We start from the raw sequence: 19,366 nt of genomic DNA, 5'->3' as shown, positions 1-19,366 counted from the left end.
GGGCGGCGCTGCGCTTGCCCGGCCTACAATGCCCGCGCCCCCAGGCCCGGTAAGGCGCAGCCGCCACCGGGCAATCGCCCCCTACTTAACTTTCTTTGACGATTTCCGGGCGCTGGAAGCGGCGCAGCTCGCGTAGCAGCCCCACCAGCAGCACGCCGACGAGGGCCAGCGCCCAGCCGCTGGCGCTGGCGGAAGCGACCGGCGTCATCACCGCCCCTAACCCGCCGAGCAGCGCCGCTCCGATGGCGTCGCCGGTAACGTTCTGGGCGGTCCACAGACCGTTAATCCGCCCGAGCATATGTTCCGGCGTCTGGGTCTGGATCAGGGTGTACTGCAGCAGCGAGCTAATAGCGCTCAGCCAGCCAAACAGCGCCAGGCACAGCGCGCCCAACGCCCAGTGTGGCATCAGGCTGAACAGCGCAATGGCGACAAAGGAGCACACCGTCGTCGCCAGCATCAGCGCGCCCGGCCGCACGGTCTGGGCCAGCTGGCCGCTGGTCAACGCCCCCAGCGCCGCGCCGAGCGGAATCGCGGCGTACAGCAGGCCAATCTGTCCGGCCGACATCTGCCAGCTCCCGGCCAGCGCCGGATAGAGCACCCGCACCGCGCTGGCCATGGTCAGCAGGCCGCCGAGCAGCGCAATCCCGCCGATAAGCGGGCTCTGACAGAGGAAGGTCAGCCCCGCCAGCAGGGCACTCAGCGGATGCTCACGCGGCTGCGGAGGCGGCGGCAGCTGCGGCAGACGCAGCAGGGTTAAGGTGGTGATAAACGTCCCCGCCGCCGCCAGGCCGAAGTTCCACGCCACGCCGCCGGAGGCCAGCAGCAGGCCGCCGATCATGGGCGAAATCACCGAGCCCAGGCGCACCGTCAGCATAGTGATGGCCCCGGCCTGCATCAGATTTTCCCGCCCCACCAGCGCCGGGGTCGCCGCCAGCAGCGCGGTCACACCTAAAGAAGCGAAGAAACCGTCCCAGATCCCCAGCAGATAAATCGCCGCCAGCGACGGCTCCGGCAGCAGGGCGTTCAGACACAGGCCGACAAAGCCCACGCCGCAGGTGCCGCGCGCCAGCAGGATCAGGCGTTTGCGCTCATAGCGGTCAGCTAGTACGCCCCCCACCATCAGGCCAATAAACATCGACGCGCCGGTCAAGGTCACCGACAACCCGACCTGCCAGGTCGAATGGGTCATCATCTGGATCTGCACCGGAATGGCCACGCCCAGCAGACCAAGCGACAGAATAGAGATAAAGCGAGCGATAAAAACGGCGCGAAACGCCGGGTGAGTTTTCAGCAGGCTGAGGTTAAGCAGCCAGGATTGTCGGTTCATTACAGCGCCTTGTCGTTATTTTTAATACCCTTTTTCCTGTGGGTCATGCTACCATAGCTGAATAAAATCGATAACGATAATTACTATCATTATCATATCAGGGATGTCAGTTATGTCGTTTTCTACGACCGCGGTACGCTCTGTCGCCGTGCCCGGATTGTTGCTACTACTCGCCTTAGCCGCCGCGCTTAGCCTGACGATCGGCGCCAAATCGTTGCCGATCGGCACGGTATTCACCGCCTTTAGCGGAACCTGTCAAAGCGCCGACTGCACCATCGTGCTGGATGCGCGCCTGCCGCGCACCCTGGCCGGTCTGCTGGCGGGCATCGCACTCGGTCTCGCCGGCGCGCTGATGCAGACGCTCACCCGTAACCCGCTGGCCGACCCCGGCCTGCTGGGGGTCAACTCCGGCGCCAGCTTCGCCATCGTCCTCGGCGCGGCGCTGTTCGGGATCACCTCTCCACAGGAGCAGCTGCTGCTGGCGTTTTGCGGCGCGCTCTGCGCCTCGCTGCTGGTGGCCTTCACCGGCAGCCAGGGCGGCGGCCAGCTGAGCCCGGTGCGCCTCACCCTCGCCGGGGTCGCCCTTGCGGCGGTGCTGGAAGGGCTGTCCAACGGCATCGCCCTGCTCAACCCCGACGTCTACGATCAGCTGCGCTTCTGGCAGGCCGGTTCGCTGGATATCCGCACCCTGCAGACGCTGAAAATTGTCCTGCTGCCGGTGGTGGTGGCGGGGATCGCCGCCCTGCTGCTGAGCCGGGCGCTTAACAGCCTGAGCCTCGGCAACGATACCGCCACCGCCCTCGGCAGCCGCGTCGCCCGCACCCAGTTGATCGGCCTGATCGTTATCACCGTCCTGTGCGGCAGCGCCACCGCCGTCGTCGGCCCTATCGCCTTTATCGGTCTGATGATGCCGCATATGGCGCGCTGGCTGGTGGGGGCCGATCATCGCTGGTCGCTGCCGGTCACCCTGCTCGCCACCCCGGCGCTGCTGCTGTTTGCCGACGTGATTGGCCGCCTGCTGGTGCCCGGCGAACTGCGGGTATCGGTGGTGAGCGCCTTTCTCGGCGCGCCGGTGCTGATCTGGCTGGTGCGCCGCCAGCCGCGGGGAGGTGGCCTGTGATTGCCCCGTCCCGCCGCCTGATAGCCAGCTGTCTGCTGCTGATGGCCGCCAGCCTGCTGATTTCCCTGCTCGGGCTGGCGCAAGGCCCGGTGCCGCTAACGATTGACCAGGTGTTCTCGGCGCTGTTCGGCGACGCGCCGCGCAACGTCACGATGGTGGTAAACGAATGGCGGCTGCCGCGGGTGTTAATGGCGCTGCTCATCGGCGCCGCGCTCGGCGTCAGCGGCGCCATTTTCCAGTCGCTGACCCGTAACCCGCTCGGCAGCCCGGACGTGATGGGCTTTAACACCGGCGCCTGGAGCGGCGTGCTGGTGGCGATGGTGCTCTTCGGCCAGAACCTGACGGCGATCGCCCTGGCGGCGATGGCCGGCGGGGTGCTGACCTCGCTGGTGGTCTGGCTGCTGGCCTGGCGCAACGGGATCGAGACCTTCCGCCTGATCATTATCGGCATCGGCGTGCGCGCCATGCTGGTGGCATTCAACACCTGGCTGCTGCTGCGCGCCTCGCTGGAGACCGCCCTTTCTGCGGGCCTGTGGAACGCCGGATCGCTAAACGGCCTGACGTGGGGTAAAACCTGGCCGTCAGCGCCGCTGATCCTGTTGATGCTGGTGGGCAGCGCCCTGCTGGTTCGCCGGATGCGGCTGCTGGAGATGGGCGACGATACCGCCTGCGCGCTGGGGGTGCAGGTCGAACGCTCGCGCCTGCTGCTGATGCTGGTGGCAGTGGTGCTCACCGCCGCCTCGACGGCGCTGGCCGGGCCAATCTCATTTATCGCGCTGGTGGCGCCGCATATCGCCCGCCGCCTGAGCGGCACGGCCCGCTGGGGATTAACCCAGTCTGCCCTGTGCGGCGCGCTGCTGCTGGCGCTGGCCGATTACGGCGCCCAGCGGCTGTTTATGCCCTGGCAACTGCCGGTGGGCGTGCTAACCGTCAGCCTCGGCGGTATTTACCTTATTGCTTTGTTGATTCAGGAGTCCCGCAAAAAATGAGTGCTGTCCCCTCCCGTTTGCGCGGCGAGCAGTTAACCCTGGCCTACGGGAACAAGACTATCGCCGAGTCGCTGAACGTGACCATCCCTGACGGCCACTTCACCGCCATTATCGGCCCCAACGGCTGCGGCAAATCGACGCTGCTGCGCACCCTCAGCCGCCTGATGGCGCCGGCCAGCGGCCATGTCTGGCTCGACGGCGCGCAGATCCAGCAATATGCCACGAAAGAGGTTGCCCGCCGCATCGGACTGCTGGCGCAGAATGCCACCACTCCTGGCGATATCACGGTGCAGGAGCTGGTGGCCCGCGGGCGCTACCCGCACCAGCCGCTGTTCACCCGTTGGCGCAAAGAAGATGAAGCGGCGGTAAACAACGCGATGCGGGCGACCGGAATCAGCGACCTGGCGCTGCAGAGCGTCGATACGCTCTCCGGCGGCCAGCGCCAGCGGGCGTGGATTGCGATGGTGCTGGCCCAGGAGACAGAGATTATGCTGCTGGATGAGCCGACCACCTGGCTGGACATCAGCCATCAGATCGACCTGCTGGAGCTGTTGAGCGAGCTGAATCGCGAGAAGGGCTATACCCTGGCGGCGGTGCTGCACGATCTTAACCAGGCCTGCCGCTACGCCACCCACCTGATCGCCCTGCGCGACGGCAAGATCGTCGCCGAGGGGGCGCCGAAGGAGATCGTCACGGCGGAACTGATTGAACGAATTTACGGCCTGCGCTGCACGATCATTGAGGATCCGGTGGCGCATACGCCGCTGGTGGTGCCGCTGGGCCGCCGGTAATTCTCCCTTTCCCCGGCTTGCGCTACCCTGAGCCGGGCTACCTGCTGTAGCCCGAACTCAACCGTTATCCCAGAATCTCCTTGACCACCGGGCCGATGGCTTCAAAGGCATGCGGGGAGATAATGTCGACGTGGGCGCAGTTCTGGCTGAACACCTCCAGCTCGCCCACCCATGGGCCCCATACGACCTGCGGATCCATCCCCGCCTGCCGCGTCTTCTCCGCCACGAACAGCGTCGCCTTGCCGTCAAACTTCGCGCTGTGCGCGGTGGTTAACAGCCGTACCGCATCGGCATAGTTGGCTTCGATGGCGCTGAACAGCTCGCCGGAGGCTTGCCCCTGCTGGGCGGCAAGAAACGCTTCGCGCTCGCGGGCAATCTCCGCCAGCACCGCCGGATCCAGTCCGTTAGTCTCTTTCTCCGCCCAGTTTTGCGTCTCCGGCGGCCAGGTATCCAGCAGGCCGAGGAAGGCCACCGCTTCGCCGCGCTGGCGCAAGCGGGCGGCAATGCCCTGGGCTAAGGTGCCGCCCAGCGAATACCCGAACAGGTAATAAGGGCCGTGCGGCTGCTGCGCCAACAGCGTTTGCAGATGATGCTCGCAGACCTCGTCGAGGCTGGCGGCGCTGGCCATCGGCCCCTGCGGGCGCGGCGACTGAATACCGGTAATTGACCAGCGCGGGCTGAGATAGCGCGCCAGCACGCTGAACTGCCAGGCGAAGCCGGAAGCCGGATGGAAGCAGAACAGCGTCGGACCGTCGCTCTCGCGCAGCGGCAGAAGCGTATCCAGCCCCAGGCGCTGAGCCTGCTCATCGCTGAGATCGGCCGTCAGCAGCACGCTCAGTTTGCCCACCGTCGAGGCCACCATCACCTGCCCCGGGGTCACCTGTCGCGCCAGCTGGCGGCTAAGCTGTGCCGCCAGGCGCATCGCCAGCAGCGAATGGCCGCCGAGGGCGAAGAAATCAGCATCGATATCATTCACCTCGCAGCCCAGCAGCTGACTGAAGGCGGCGGCGACAAGAGTTTCCATGCCGGGCTCCGGCGGCCGGCCGCTGCGCTCGCCGCCGAGGGTCGGCAGCGGCAGCGCTTTGCGATCCAGTTTGCCATTAGCGCTGAGCGGTAGGTCAGCGAGCTGCATCAGCACCACCGGCACCATATGCGGCGGCAGCTGTTCCGCCAGCCGCGCTTTCAGCGCCGCGGTATCCAGCGGCAGGCCGGAGTCAGAGACCAGATAGCCCACCAGCTGCCGGGCATCGCCGCCGGTCGCCGCCGCCTGGTTGAAGACGCAGGCGTGACTCACCGCCTGCGCCACGTCCGGCAGGGCCGACATCGCCCGGTCAATCTCGCCAAGCTCGATGCGCTGCCCGCGGATCTTCAGCTGATCGTCGCTGCGGCCAAGATACTCCACTGCGCCGTTCGCCAGCCAGCGCGCCACGTCGCCGGTACGATACATCCGCTCGCCAGGGGCAAACGGGTCGGCGATAAAGCGGCTGGCGGTGAGGTCCGGACGCCCCAGATAGCCCTGCGCCAGCTGAATGCCGGTGAGATAAAGATCCCCCGCCACCCCCGGCGGCACCGGGCGCATCGCGGCATCCAGAATGCGCAGCCCGGTGTTCCATACCGACCAGCCAATCGGCACGCTGCTGCCGGTCACCGCCGCCAGCTCAGGCCCGCAGGCCGGATACCAGCTGACGTCCACCGCCGCTTCCGTCGGGCCGTACAGGTTATGCAGCGGCGCGCCGGTCAAGCGCTCCCACTCGCGGCACAAGTCCGTCGGCAGCGCTTCGCCGCTGCAGAATACCCGCCGCAGCGTGCGGCAGGCGGCGACGCTGTCGGCATCCAGCGAGGCGACAAACGCCGCCAGCATCGACGGCACAAAGTGGGTGGTGGTCACGCCGTAGTGGGCGAAGAACTGCTGCATCGCCTGCGGGTCGCGGTGCGCCTCCGGCTCGGCCATCACCAGCCGCGCGCCGGCGATAAACGGCCACCAGAACTCCCACACCGAAACGTCAAAACTGCACGGCGTTTTCTGCGCCACCACGTCGTCGGCAGATAACGGATAGCGATCCTGCATCCACAGCAGGCGGTTGACGATGGCGGTCTGGCCGACCATCACCCCTTTCGGCCGTCCGGTGGAGCCCGAGGTAAAGATGATGTAGGCGGTATGGTCCGGTTTTGACAGCGCCAGCGGCGCGTCATCCGCAACGGCCAGCGGCTGCTGGTAGCAGAGGCTCTCCAGCCCGGGGATATCGCTGAAGCGGGCCAGCTGATCCTCCGAGGCGATCAGCAGCGACGGCCGGGCGTCTTCCAGCATCATCCGCAGACGGTCGTCCGGGTAGCCGGTGTCCAGCGGCAGCCAGGCGGCCCCCGCTTCGACAATGCCGTGCAGCGCCAGGGTCAGGAACACCGAGCGCGGCAGGGCCACCGCCACGCTGTCGCCCGGCTTCACGCCGCGTTGACGCAGCAGCTGCGCGAGCGCCACCACCTGCTGACGCATCTCGCGATAGCTGAACTGCCAGTTTGCATCCGCCAGCGCCGGGGCATCCGGGGTCTTCCGCGCCTGGTCGGCCACCAGCGCGCTGAGGGTGGTGGCGGGCAGCGGCATAGCGGTATCGTTGACCGCCGCCAGCCGGGCCAGCTCGTCGGCGGAGAGCATCTCCGCGTCGCCGCAGCGCAGCGTCGGATCGGCGGCAAACTGCGCCAGCAGCGCGGTCAGTCGCGCCATGTGGCGACGCAGCTCGGCTTCATCATACCGGGCCTTGTTGGCGAGGATCTCCAGCGACAGGCCGCCGGTCTCATCGGGGAACAGCGCCAGCTCAAGATCGTTGACCGGGCCGGTGGCGAGAGTATGGGTCACCGCCTCGACGCCGTCGATATCCAGTTGGTAATCAAAGACTTTGACGTTCAGCACCGGGCCGAACAGCGGTTCGTCCCCTGCCGCTTTGCCGCTGTCGCGGACGATCTGCTCGGCGTCATAGCGCTGATGGCGGCGCATCTTTTTCAGCTGAGCGGCGAGGCGCATCGCCAGGTCCGCCAGCGTCTCCTGGGCGTCAATATGCACCGCCAGAGGCAGGACATTGAGCACCGGCCCCGTCGAGGTCAGCGCCGCTGAGCCCATCCGGCGCATAAAGATAAAGCCCGCCGCGTAGTCCATCCGGTTGCACAGGCGGCCCAGCCACAGCGTGGTGAGCGCCAGCGCCAGATCAGCGGGCTGACACTGCGGCACATGGCTGGCCAGGCGGCGGAAGGCGTCGGCGTTCATCTCCAGCTTCATCCGCCAGATATCGCTCCCGGCGGCGCGTCCGCCCAGCGGCGCGGCAGAGAGTGAGGCGGGAGCCGGTAACGCCTGACGCTGGGCCTGCCAGAAAGCTTTATCCCGCTGCCAGGCCTCGCTGCCGGCGTAGCGCTGGTACTCGTCCACCACCTCGGCGAAGGAGGTGAAAGGCGACTCAGGAGTGGCTTCCCCGCGCTGCCAGGCGCGGTAGATGGCGGCGATCTGCCGGGTTATCGCCGGGAAGCTAAAGCCATCCACCAGCAAATGGTGATAACGCTGATACCAGTACCAGCGCTCGTCGCCGACGCGCAGCAGCTGATGGCACACCAGCGGGTTACCGCCGTCGACGCGCAGATCCTGCGCCAGATCTGCCTGCATCCGCTCCGTGGCGGCACGATGCGGATCCGGCGTCGTACGCAGGTCAATGATGGGCGGTTCGGCAAAGGTGCGCTCCGCCGCTACCCACTGCCAGACTTCCCCCTCCTGTTCCTCAAAGCGCAGGCTGAGGGTGTCTGCCTGCTGCAGACCGGCGACAATCGCCTTACCCAGCAGCGCGGGGTCGAGCGCGCCGCGCAGTTCAACATAGTGGGCCACGCTCCAGGCGCCAGGCAGAGTGGAGAGGCGCTCGGCCATCCAGATCCCCGGCTGCGCGGCAACCAGCGGTAAACGAGTGGTCATGGTCAGCTCCTTATGCCGCATGATGAGCGGGGGTCAGTGTCGGCCAGTTAGCCGCCAGCCAGGCGTTGCACGCCTCAACCGACTGCGGAGGGCACACTACCGTCCATCCGGCAGGCAGCGCGCAGTGCCCCGGCCACAGGCTGTACTGCTGCTGATCATTGCGCAGAATGTAAAACTGCCCTTGCGGATTGTCGAAGGGGTTACTGAATTGCATATCAAACTCCTGTCGTAAAGCGCTGTGCTAAGGGGGCGACAGCAGCGGCTGCCAGAGCTGGATAAGCCCTGCCGTCAGCCCGCCTCGCCAGCAGAGCGCATCATGCCCGCCGTCAACCTGACGCCAGAAAATTGTCTGCTGCGTGGTGGTGAGTTGCGCCAGCAGCGCCTGGTTGGCGCGAAAAATAATCGGTTCACGCTGGCCCGCCTCCAGCCAGATGCGCAGCCCGGCCGCGGACGCCTCGCCCTGGCGCAGACGTTCGCCGATAAAGCCCTCCCCGCGGCCATCGCGATGCGGCCACCAGTAGGAGCCTGACTGGCTGAGCACGCAGCCAAAGCGCTGCGGCCAGTTGAGGGCGGCGAACATCGCCGCCAGGCCGCCGAAGCTTTGCCCGGCCACCACCGTCCGATCCGGGCGGTCGCTGAACGGGGCATGGCCGCGGACCAGGGGCAGAAGCTCCTCCTGCACCGCCAGCCAGAAATCGCGATGACAGGGCAGCTCAACCCCGCGGCGCTGGTTATCGATCGCGTCGATCAGCAGGTAGACCGCCGGCGGCAGTTCCCCCTCGCGGGTCAGCGCGGCCAGCGGCGACCACACCGGCATGCTTTCGGCCCAGAACTGGCCGTCAAGCAGGATCGCCAGCGGCCGTGTTTGCGGATCGACGGCCTCGCCGGGGGTGTAGATCCAGACCCGGCGATGGTTGCCCAGACGCGCGCTGCGCCACTCAAGGCAACGAGCGGGAGAATGCGCTGCATTAAGCTGGTCCCAGCCGGGCTGCGCCGGCGCCTGCGGCATCTCCAGAGCCGAGACCCCATGGCCGCGTCCACCCCGCCAGCTGTGCGGGTTCAGCGGATCGGCTATCGCCCGCGGCAGCAGTTTGCGCCAGCCTTCGCGCAGCAGCGCGCGGTCCGGCTTATCAGCGCTGAACACCTCAGGGGAAAAATCATCGTCACGGTCGGAAGGAATAATGCAGTAGCTGCCGCGCCAGGTCGGCGACAGCGTGGTTCGCCAGCACCAGGCGTCGGTCCCGGGCAGACGTTGCAGCGATTGCGGCCGCGCATTTTGATGGTGGTCGGTCACGCCGGTGATATAGAGCCATACCCGACGGCGTGGAGAACGCGTTTCATCCCCTGCCGGATCCCGCCACCAGAACGTCACCTCGATGGCGTCATCCACCGCCCGGGACTGCGGACCCTGCAGGGTTCGCCACCACTCCTCGCTTCCTGTCGTTAACATTCTGTCATTAACCCTATGTATCGCGTGACTTTTTTAATTAATTGTCATTCTTTATTGATAATATTATTGATAACTATTTGCATTTGCAATAGCGTATTAGCGCGCCGTGGGAAGCGCGTCTTTCACAACACATGTCGAAGAGAGCTTATTCAGCTAGCGACGGAGTGCCTTTGCCCTCTTCCGGCAACATTTATGCCGCCTCCCCTCCCGGTGGGAAGGGGCGTTTGGGGAACGTGGCGACAAAAAAGCAGGAATAACAATGAATAACAGGATCAAATCCCTGGCCTTGCTGGTCAATCTGGGAATTTACGGGGTTGCTTTTCCGTTAAGCGCAGCGGAAACCGCCACCGACGATAAAAACAGCGCCGCGGAAGAGACCATGGTGGTCACCGCCGCCGAGCAGAACCTGCAGGCGCCGGGCGTCTCCACCATCACCGCCGATGAGATCCGCAAGCGTCCGCCGGCGCGCGACGTCTCGGAGATCATTCGCACCATGCCGGGGGTCAACCTGACCGGCAACTCCACCAGCGGCCAGCGCGGCAATAACCGCCAGATTGATATCCGCGGCATGGGCCCGGAAAACACCCTGATCCTGATCGACGGCAAGCCGGTCACCAGCCGCAACTCTGTGCGTCTCGGCTGGCGCGGCGAGCGCGACACCCGCGGCGACACCAGCTGGGTGCCGCCGGAGATGATCGAACGCATCGAAGTGATTCGCGGCCCGGCCGCCGCCCGCTACGGTAACGGCGCCGCCGGCGGCGTGGTGAATATCATCACCAAAAAAACCGGCGATGAGTGGCACGGCTCCTGGAACACCTATATGAACGCCCCGGAGCACAAAGACGAAGGCTCCACCAAGCGCACCAACTTCAGCCTCAGCGGCCCGCTGGGCGGCGATTTCAGCTTCCGCCTGTTCGGTAACCTCGACAAAACGCAGGCCGACGCCTGGGACATCAACCAGGGTCATCAGTCCGAACGCACCGGGATCTATGCCGACACCCTGCCGGCCGGGCGCGAAGGGGTAAAAAATAAAAACATCGATGGTCTGGTGCGCTGGGAATTCGCCCCGATGCAGTCGCTGGAGTTTGAGGCCGGCTACAGCCGCCAGGGGAACCTCTATGCCGGCGACACTCAGAACACCAACTCCAACGACCTGGTGAAAGAGAACTACGGCAAAGAGACCAACCGTTTGTACCGCAACACCTACTCGGTCACCTGGAACGGCGCCTGGGACAACGGCGTGACCACCAGCAACTGGGCGCAGTACGAACGCACCCGCAACTCGCGCAAAGGCGAAGGTCTGGCCGGGGGTACCGAGGGGATCTTCAACAGCAACCAGTTCACCGATATCGATCTGGCGGATGTGATGCTGCACAGCGAAGTCAGCATCCCGTTCGACTATCTGGTTAATCAGAACCTGACGCTGGGCAGCGAGTGGAACCAGCAGCGGATGAAGGATAATGCCTCCAACACCCAGGCGCTGTCGGGAGGAGAAATTCCGGGCTACGACAGCACCGGCCGCAGCCCGTACTCGCAGGCGGAGATCTTCTCCCTGTTCGCTGAGAACAACATGGAGCTGACCGACACCACCATGCTGACCCCGGCGCTGCGTTTCGATCACCACAGCATCGTCGGCAACAACTGGAGTCCGTCCCTTAACCTGTCCCAAGGGCTGTGGGACGACTTCACGCTGAAGATGGGCATCGCCCGCGCCTATAAAGCGCCGAGCCTGTATCAGACCAACCCGAACTACATTCTCTACAGCAAAGGCCAGGGCTGCTACGCCAGCAAAGACGGCTGCTATCTGCAGGGGAATGAAGATTTAAAAGCCGAGACCAGCATCAACAAAGAGATTGGCCTTGAGTTTAAACGCGACGGCTGGCTGGCGGGCGTGACCTGGTTCCGCAACGATTACCGCAACAAGATTGAGGCAGGCTATGCCCCGGTCTATCAAAACGGTAAAGGTACCGATCTCTACCAGTGGGAAAACGTGCCGAAAGCGGTAGTGGAAGGCCTGGAAGGCACGCTCAACGTCCCGGTGAGCGAGACCGTCAACTGGACCAACAACATCACCTATATGCTGCAGAGTAAGAACAAAGAGACCGGCGATCGTCTGTCGATTATCCCGGAATACACGCTAAACTCCACGCTGAGCTGGCAGGTACGCGATGATGTTTCGCTGCAATCGACCTTTACCTGGTACGGCAAACAGGAGCCGAAGAAGTACAACTATAAGGGTCAACCGGTTACCGGCAGCGAGAAGAACGAGGTCAGCCCCTACAGCATCCTCGGCCTGAGCGCGACCTGGGACGTCACCAAATACGTCAGTCTGACCGGCGGCGTGGATAACGTCTTCGACAAGCGCCACTGGCGCGCGGGCAACGCCCAGACCACTGGGGGTGCCACCGGCACGATGTACGGCGCCGGCGCCGAGACCTACAACGAATCGGGCCGCACCTGGTACCTGAGCGTCAACACCCACTTCTGATAGCGGGTTCTCCCTGCCCCGCCCTTGCAGGATAAAGGGCGGGGACAACCACGGTATTCTTGCCCTATGCGCATCCATCACGCCACCCTGCCGCTGGCCGGCTATACGCTGCAGCAGATCGATTTCGACCCGGCGACTTTCCAGCCTGAAGATCTGTTGTGGCTGCCCTACCACGCCAGCCTGAGCGGCTGGGGCCGCAAGCGGCAGGCGGAGCACCTGGCCGGGCGCATCGCCGCGGTGTACGCCCTGCGCGAGGTCGGGGAAAAACAGCCTCCCGCCATCGGCGATCGGCGCCAGCCGCTGTGGCCCGCGCCCTGGTTCGGCAGCATCAGCCACTGCGGCCAGCGCGCGCTGGCGGTAGTGACTGACCGGCCGGTGGGCGTCGATATCGAGCGCCAGTTTACGCCACCGCTGGCGGCGGAGCTGGAGAGCAGCATTATCAACGAGGTGGAAAAAAAGGTGCTGTTACACAGCGGCCTGCCCTTCCCGCTGGCGCTGACGCTGGCGTTTTCGGCGAAAGAGAGTGGGTTTAAGGCCTGGTCCTCTCACGCTTTAGCCCTGCCCGGCTTCCACAGCGCCCGGATTGTGGCACTCACTGCGCAGCAGATCCATTTACGTTTTACCGCCAGCTTCTCCGTACAGCTTGCTCATTTCACCTTGCAAATCAACCATCTGATAAAAGACGATTTCGTTATTACCTGTACCTGCCCGCCTCGCGAAGCGTGATCCTTTTCGCTTTTTAAGAAATTACCTGTGCAAACCGTAGACAGTTCTGGCTGTCCGCTTTATGGTTACATTGAATAATAAATCATTGTTGAATATATATTCAATGCAGAGATAATAATGAAAACTACCCTGATAAAGTCTGTTCTGTTTGCCTCCATGATGGCCGCATCTGGCTCACTTTTCGCCGCCGATAATGGCCTGATCGCAATCATTACCCCTTCACATGATAATCCGTTCTTTAAAGCCGAGGCTGACGGCGCAGCGGCGAAAGCGAAAGAGCTGGGTTACAGCACCCTGGTCGCCTCGCACGACGATGACGTCAACAAACAAAACCAATTGATTGAAACGGCTATTGCGCGGAAAGCCAAAGCCATCATCCTGGATAACGCTGGCGCGGATGCCACCGTCGGCCCGTTGGAAAAAGCAAAAGCGGCAGGTGTGCCGGCATTTTTAATCGACAGAGAGATCAATAAAACCGGCGTCGCCGTGGCGCAGATCGTCTCTAACAACTATCAGGGCGCCCAGCTTGGCGCAGAAAAATTCGCCAGCCTCCTCAACGGTAAAGGCAAGTATGTCGAACTGTTAGGTCGTCAGTCCGACACCAACGCCAGCGTCCGCTCGCAGGGTTATCACGATGTGCTGGACGACTATCCGGAAATGAAAATGGTCGCCCAGCAGACGGCGAACTGGAGCCAGACGGAAGCCTTTACCCGTATGGAAGCTATTCTGCAGACGAATCCGGATATCGTCGGTGTGATTTCCGGCAACGATACCATGGCGCTGGGGGCGGAAGCGGCGCTGAAAGCCGCAGGTAAAAACGACGTGATTGTCGTCGGCTTCGACGGCAGCGACTACACGCGCGACTCGATACTCAAGCAGGGCAACATTAAAGCCACGGTTCTCCAGCCTGGCTGGAAGCAGGCGCAAATGGCCGTGGAACAGGCGGACTTTTTCCTCAAGAACGGGAAAGCCCAGAAAGAAGAGAAGCAGTTGATGGACTGCATCCTCATCGATAGTGGCAATGCGAAAAAACTCAACATGTTCAACCTCAGCGAGTAAGGCGGAAATGATGCGGTTAAAACAATGGGGCGCCGTGATGATGGGCTGCGCCGCCCTGTTGCTGACGGCCTGCACGGTGGTGGACTTAGATGAGAATGGCAAGCCAGTGCTGCCTGCCGACCCGAACGCGAAACCCAGCTTCGACCATCTCACCCCGCAGCAGATCGCGCAACAAACCTGGCAATCTCGTGTGATTGACGCAGCGAACCAACATGCGCTGGACGCGACTGCGCTGGAAAAAGTGCGCCAGGCGTCTGGCGCTACGCCACAGAGCGTCTTTGTCCACCTGAACAGCGAGGTGACCGGGATTGACGTCGGCAACCCACGCGAGCAAAAGCTCAAACTTACGCTACACGGCCAGCCGTTGGTCGTGCAATTAGGTCCTGTCATGCGAGGCAATGCCATCCGCGATGCCAGCGGTTTCAAATTTGAAGACTTTACCAACCAGGTGCAGTTTGCGCAGCTTTCACGCGCCTACAATCGAGAGGCTATTAAACAGTTGCCGAAAGTGGACGCGAGCTGGACAGGCAAGCCTGTCGATATTCTCTTTGCGGTCACGGTTATTAACGGCAGTCTGCAGGATGCGGCCGCTCTTCAGCTAAAACAGGAGGTGCGCTGATGGCCAGTTCACCCGCAGAGGATATCATTTTACGCACCCGTGGTATTTCGATGTTGTTCCCCGGCACGGTGGCGTTGGATAACGTCGACTACAACGTCTGGCGCGGCAAAGTTAACGTGATCATCGGCGAAAATGGCGCCGGTAAATCAACGCTCATGAAAATTCTCGCCGGTGTGCAACAGCCGAGCCTGGGTGAAATGGAGCTCAACGGCAACATAGTCCATTTCTCCAGCACCCGCGAGGCCGCCGCCCACGGCATTGGTATGGTCCACCAGGAGCTGAACCTGTTTGAAAATCTTAGCGTCGCGGAAAATATCTTTCTTGGTCGCGAGCTACAGCGCGGGCTGACGCCAATTAACGAAGCAGAGCAGGAACGACAAGCCGCGGAGCTGTTGCAGCGACTCGATCAGCCGATCTCGCCGCGGGAGCTGGTGGGTAACCTGAAGGTCGGTCAGCAGCAGTTGGTCGAAATAGCCAAAGCGCTGGCGGAAAATGCGGACATTCTGATCCTTGATGAGCCCACTTCAGCCTTAAGCAAAACCGAGGTGGATATCCTGTTTCGGGTCATCCGCGAACTGACGCGTCAGGGGGTGTCCATTATCTACATCTCACACCGTCTGGAGGAGCTGATGGCCATCGGCGACGTCATTACCATACTGCGTGACGGCAAATTCCAGGCGGAGGCTAGGGTGAGTGAAATTGATGTGCCATGGATCGTCCGTGAAATGCTGGGCAGCGATCCGGTAAGCCATTTTCTTCCCCCGGATCGCCGCTTCGGCGCCCCACTGCTGGAAGTGGAGAACCTGACCTGCGTGAATGCCGCGGGCAATACGGTGGTGGATAACGTCAGTTTTAAAGCACATGCCGGTGAAATTATTGGGATCTACGGTCTGATGGGCGCCGGGCGAACCGAGCTGTTTGAATGTCTGCTGGGGACAGCGCGCCACTACTTTGGCAAGATCTGGCTGGACAGCAAACCGGTTCCCCAGCGGTTAACCACGGCCGAACGTATCCGCATGGGCATGAGTCTGGTGCCGGAAGATCGTAAGCGGACCGGGATTTTTCCCATCTCGTCAGTCGCCAGCAATCTGACCATTGCCAGCCTGTGGCGTCGTCTTCAGCGCGGGTTAACCATTGCCACTAAAAAGGAAGAGGCCGTCGTCGCCAGCACGATTGGCAATCTCTCCATTAAGGTCTCATCACCAGAGGTCGAGATCCAGGCGCTCAGCGGCGGCAATCAGCAAAAGGTGGTTATTGGCCGTTCGCTGTTAACCAATCCGAAGGTGCTGTTTCTTGACGAGCCTACGCGCGGAATCGACATCGGCGCCAAGGGGGATGTGTTTCGCATGATGGTGCAATTGTCGCAGCAGGGAATGGCAGTGGTGTTCTCCACCTCCGATTTAAAAGAAATCATGGCGGTCTCTGACCGTATCCTGGTGATGTCAGGCGGCAAACTGACCGCCGATATCGTTCGTGACCAGGCCGAAGAGTCGGCGCTGGTTTCAGCAAGCGCTCAGGGGTTCTAAGATGAAAATGACACAATCGGTCGCACTGGCGCCGCGCGGCGGAGCCTCTCTCTCCCGTGAAAATATCCTGCTGTTGTTATTAAAACTGCGCACCTTTATCGCGCTGTTCCTGATTGTCGGCTTCTTCACGATGACCGTGCCCGGTTTTTTATCCGCTGGCAGCATGGTGATTATGATTAAACACATTGCGATTAACGCCTTTCTGGCGTTGGGGATCACCTTTGTCATTATCACTGCCGGTATCGACCTTTCGATTGGCGCTACGCTCGGTCTCTGCGGAATGATAGCCGGCTGGCTTATCACCAAAGGGATCGTCTTGCCGATGTTCGGCATCGCCATTTTTCCAAGCGTGTGGGTCATTGTGCCCCTGGTGCTGCTGATAGGCGCGCTGATTGGCGCCGTTAATGGCTGGATCATTACCCGCTACAATGTGGCGCCGTTTATCTGCACCCTCGGTACCATGTATGTGCTCCGCGGAGCCGCGATGCTGACCTCTGATGGCCAAACCTTCCCCGGGCTCGCGGGCAATCCGCAGCTGGGCAACACGGGTTTCGATGAAATTGGCGCAGGTGCGCTCTTTGGCATCCCGTGGGCCATCTGGCTGATGATCCTGCTGGCGCTGATCATCGCCTATATCGCGCGGCGTTTGCCCTTTGGCCGCCATGTTTACGCGATCGGTGACAACGAGCGCGCCGCCGAGCTCTCCGGCGTGAAAGTGAAGCAAATTAAAGTGCTGGTCTACACGCTGTCCGGTTTTTGCGCCGCCATTGCCGGGATAGTGGTCTCCGCGCAGCTGCTGGCCAGCCATCCGGCTAACGGTACCGCTTTTGAGATGAATGCTATCGCCGCCGTCGTACTGGGCGGAACATCACTGGCCGGCGGCCGGGGAACCATCCTGGGTACGCTGATTGGTGCGTTTGTCATCGGTTTTCTCGCCGACGGGCTGGTGATGATGGGGGTGAGCGAGTTCTGGCAGATGGTCATCAAAGGGATCGTGATTATTGTGGCGGTCATTATCGATCAGATGCAAAACCGGATGCAGCAGAAGGCGGCGGTGGTCGCCCAGAAAGCGGTCATGGAGAATAAGTAACCGCAAGACCTCCTGTGGCTCAGACCACAGGAGGCGAGACTGACTCACGATGCGCCTTTCTCCGAGGCGCTTCGCAAAACCTCATCGAAAAATCCTGCCCGACAGCAAGCGGTGGTAGCATCCCGCCACTCTGCTCTGCCAGGCAAGGAAGCCATGAAAAAACGTCCTCACTCGACCCCGCACGACAGTCTGTTTAAGCGCTTTCTGCGCGACAGCGAAACCGCACGCGATTTTCTGGATATTCATCTGCCGCCCGCGCTGCGGCAACTGTGCGACTTAAGCACTCTGCACCTGGAATCCGGGAGCTTTGTTGAGGACAACCTGCGCGCCAGCTATTCCGATATTCTCTACTCTCTGCAGACCAGCAAGGGAGAGGGCTATATCTATGTGGTCATTGAGCATCAGAGCACCCCGGACAGCCATATGGCATTCAGACTCCTGCGCTATGCCCTCGCGGCCATGCAACAGCATCTTGATCGCGGCCATAAAGCGCTGCCGCTGGTAATTCCCATGCTGTTTTATCATGGCAGCATTTCTCCCTATCCCTTTTCACTGTGCTGGCTGGATGAGTTTCCACCTGACTCACCGGCAAAACAGCTTTATCTCGGGGCCTTTCCGCTCGTCGATGTGACCGATATTCCCGACGACGCCATATTACAGCATCGGCGGATCGCGCTTCTGGAACTGGTCCAGAAACACATCCGTCAACGCGATCTTAGCCATATCCTCCAGCAGTTGGTGGAGGTGGTGCTGATGGGATACACTGACCACCAGCAGTTCAAAACGTTATTTACCTATATGTCGCTGCATGGTAATAGCGCCGACCCGGATAACTTTATCGACCAGTTGGTCGAACGTCTGCCGCAATATGAGGATACCCTGATGACGATTGCCGAGTACCTGAAGCAGAAAGGTCGCGAAGAGGGAAAACAACGCTGGTTACAGCAAGGCCAGCAAGAGGGGCTTCAGGAAGGTTTACAGGCGGGTGAGCATCGCGAAGCCTGCCGCATCGCGCTGATGATGTTAGAGAACGGTATGGACACTGAAACCGTGTTGCGGATGACTCGCCTCAGCGCGGACGAACTGGCGACGCTGGCACGCCAAGCACGCCAGTCTCCACCCCCGCTTAGCCCTTAATTAACGCGCGCGCGGTCGGGAAGTCGGTGATCAGGACATCAATATAGTCGCCCTGCAACGCGCCGCGGATGGCGTTCTCTTTGTCCACGCCGCCGGCCAGCGCAATCACCTGCGGACAGCGACGAATTTGCTCAAGCTCCATCCCGATCACCGGATCCTCATCCTGGCTCAGTACCGGTTTGCCCGCCGCATCATAGTAATGCAGGCAGATATCCCCCACCGCGCCGCGCTCCGCCAGCAGCTGGAGCATGCTTTCATTATAATAGTTACCGGAGTTTTTCAGCAGCTGAGAAGGCTCCAGTTCACCAATACCGACGATGGCCACATCCACTTCGGCAAATTTCGCCACCACCGCCGCGACGTCCGGGCTGTTTACCAGACGGCTGCGCTCCTCCACGGAATGCTCAATACTCTGCGACGGCAACAGCCACGCCGGGCAGCCTAAATGCGCCGCCAGCTGCTGGGTTAAAATGGTAGCCTGCACGTTGCCGTTGGGACCGACGCCGCCCAACAGCTGAATCACCCCGGCGGCGCGAATGTTCTGCGGATGCATCTCATCCACCATGCAGCGGATCGTACTGCTCCAGGACGAGATACCCACGAGGTCTTCCGGCCGCAGCCGCGTTTCGACATAGTGCGCCGCCGCGCTGCCGATGGCATGCTTTACCTGGCTGTAACTGGCATTCTCGCCCACATCCACGACTATCGCTTGTCGAATGCCAAAACGCTCCTCAATCGCCTTTTCCAGATCGACAAAAATGTTTGTCGGCTGGACTACGGTAATTTTCACCAGCCCCTCTTTCTGGCAGCGGGTAAGCGCCCGTGAAACAAAAGACTGGGACAGATGCAGCAGCGAGGCGATCTCGGACTGCTTTTTATTCTCGCTGTAGTAAAGCGTGGCGATCTTCACCAGCAACCGCTGTTCATCCTGCTTCGACATGGCATTCCCCTCTGTTTTCTGCTCGTTATTTTTATGCATCATTGAATAGATAACAAGCGCAGCGCCCTTTTCCCGACGATCCAAATGTGATCGTTTTCTCCTTTTTTAGAAAATAGGCCGTACAAATCGTGGACAAACCCCGTCGCAGGGCATATCTT

General features: G+C 61.8%; 15 protein-coding genes. 10 read left to right on the top strand and 5 right to left on the bottom strand.

What is annotated here, in order from left to right; all coding sequences use genetic code 11:
• Positions 1–85: 85 nt before the first annotated feature.
• Positions 86–1,327 carry an enterobactin transporter EntS gene (gene entS, locus ACQUTP_RS10065; RefSeq protein WP_049116385.1) on the bottom strand — a complete coding sequence of 414 codons (1,242 nt, stop codon included), beginning with the start codon at positions 1,325–1,327 and terminating at the stop codon, positions 86–88.
• A gap of 112 nt (positions 1,328–1,439) precedes the next feature.
• Between entS and fepD the strand changes: the two genes are divergently transcribed.
• The 3 genes from fepD to fepC are packed head-to-tail and all read left to right on the top strand — an operon-like array spanning position 1,440 to position 4,227.
• Entirely contained in the window at positions 1,440–2,447 is a 1,008-nt protein-coding gene (gene fepD, locus ACQUTP_RS10060; protein WP_004885733.1) for a Fe(3+)-siderophore ABC transporter permease, read from the top strand.
• Positions 2,444–3,436, top strand: a complete 993-nt coding sequence (fepG, locus tag ACQUTP_RS10055; protein WP_049004480.1) for an iron-enterobactin ABC transporter permease — start codon at positions 2,444–2,446, stop codon at positions 3,434–3,436. The genes fepD and fepG overlap by 4 nt, the downstream gene beginning before the upstream one ends.
• Complete coding sequence (gene fepC / locus ACQUTP_RS10050; protein ID WP_065878914.1) at positions 3,433–4,227, top strand: iron-enterobactin ABC transporter ATP-binding protein; 795 nt, start codon at positions 3,433–3,435, stop codon at positions 4,225–4,227. Before fepG ends, fepC begins: the two co-directional genes overlap by 4 nt.
• 64 nt (positions 4,228–4,291) lie before the next feature.
• Here fepC and entF read toward each other — a convergent pair whose 3' ends face one another.
• Genes entF through fes form a run of 3 tightly spaced genes read right to left on the bottom strand, consistent with a single transcriptional unit; the run spans position 4,292 to position 9,623 of the window.
• The gene (gene entF / locus ACQUTP_RS10045) at positions 4,292–8,173 is read right to left on the bottom strand and encodes an enterobactin non-ribosomal peptide synthetase EntF (RefSeq protein WP_285755645.1); all 3,882 of its coding nucleotides are present in this window, start codon (positions 8,171–8,173) and stop codon (positions 4,292–4,294) included.
• Positions 8,174–8,183: 10 nt separating this feature from the next.
• The gene (locus ACQUTP_RS10040) at positions 8,184–8,387 is read right to left on the bottom strand and encodes an MbtH family protein (protein ID WP_017899052.1); all 204 of its coding nucleotides are present in this window, start codon (positions 8,385–8,387) and stop codon (positions 8,184–8,186) included.
• A gap of 27 nt (positions 8,388–8,414) precedes the next feature.
• Positions 8,415–9,623 (bottom strand): enterochelin esterase, encoded by a 1,209-nt coding sequence (gene fes, locus ACQUTP_RS10035; RefSeq protein ID WP_285755643.1) that lies wholly within the window; start codon positions 9,621–9,623, stop codon positions 8,415–8,417.
• Positions 9,624–9,882: 259 nt separating this feature from the next.
• Between fes and fepA the strand changes: the two genes are divergently transcribed.
• From fepA to ACQUTP_RS10000, 7 genes are all read left to right on the top strand, one after another.
• Positions 9,883–12,111 carry a siderophore enterobactin receptor FepA gene (gene fepA, locus ACQUTP_RS10030; RefSeq protein WP_017899050.1) on the top strand — a complete coding sequence of 743 codons (2,229 nt, stop codon included), beginning with the start codon at positions 9,883–9,885 and terminating at the stop codon, positions 12,109–12,111.
• Between the two features lie 66 nt (positions 12,112–12,177).
• Positions 12,178–12,837, top strand: coding sequence for an enterobactin synthase subunit EntD (entD, locus tag ACQUTP_RS10025; protein WP_151628494.1), 660 nt, complete (start codon positions 12,178–12,180; stop codon positions 12,835–12,837).
• 117 nt (positions 12,838–12,954) lie between these two features.
• Positions 12,955–13,896 (top strand): D-ribose ABC transporter substrate-binding protein, encoded by a 942-nt coding sequence (locus ACQUTP_RS10020; protein ID WP_004178959.1) that lies wholly within the window; start codon positions 12,955–12,957, stop codon positions 13,894–13,896.
• A 10-nt stretch (positions 13,897–13,906) separates the two neighbouring features.
• A complete protein-coding gene (locus tag ACQUTP_RS10015) occupies positions 13,907–14,515 on the top strand; it encodes a DUF2291 family protein (protein WP_167875406.1) in 609 nt (202 codons plus the stop codon).
• The gene (locus ACQUTP_RS10010; protein ID WP_044521535.1) at positions 14,515–16,041 is read left to right on the top strand and encodes a sugar ABC transporter ATP-binding protein; all 1,527 of its coding nucleotides are present in this window, start codon (positions 14,515–14,517) and stop codon (positions 16,039–16,041) included. Before ACQUTP_RS10015 ends, ACQUTP_RS10010 begins: the two co-directional genes overlap by 1 nt.
• Position 16,042: 1 nt before the next feature.
• Positions 16,043–17,131, top strand: a complete 1,089-nt coding sequence (locus tag ACQUTP_RS10005; RefSeq protein ID WP_004885708.1) for an ABC transporter permease — start codon at positions 16,043–16,045, stop codon at positions 17,129–17,131.
• Between the two features lie 153 nt (positions 17,132–17,284).
• On the top strand, positions 17,285–18,268 hold the full coding sequence (locus ACQUTP_RS10000; RefSeq protein ID WP_048296995.1) for an Rpn family recombination-promoting nuclease/putative transposase: 984 nt from the start codon (positions 17,285–17,287) through the stop codon (positions 18,266–18,268).
• On the opposite strand, the gene ACQUTP_RS09995 is transcribed toward ACQUTP_RS10000, so the two are convergent.
• The gene (locus tag ACQUTP_RS09995; RefSeq protein WP_004885703.1) at positions 18,258–19,208 is read right to left on the bottom strand and encodes a sugar-binding transcriptional regulator; all 951 of its coding nucleotides are present in this window, start codon (positions 19,206–19,208) and stop codon (positions 18,258–18,260) included. The two genes, ACQUTP_RS10000 and ACQUTP_RS09995, sit on opposite strands and share 11 nt — an antisense overlap.
• Between the last annotated feature and the right edge of the window lie 158 nt (positions 19,209–19,366).

The organism is Klebsiella sp. 2-CIP_Kleb. (assembly GCF_050378715.1).
GTDB lineage: Bacteria > Pseudomonadota > Gammaproteobacteria > Enterobacterales > Enterobacteriaceae > Klebsiella > Klebsiella quasipneumoniae.
The sequence above is the reverse complement of the archived record's forward strand: the minus strand, read 5'-3'. Positions and strand labels throughout refer to the sequence as shown.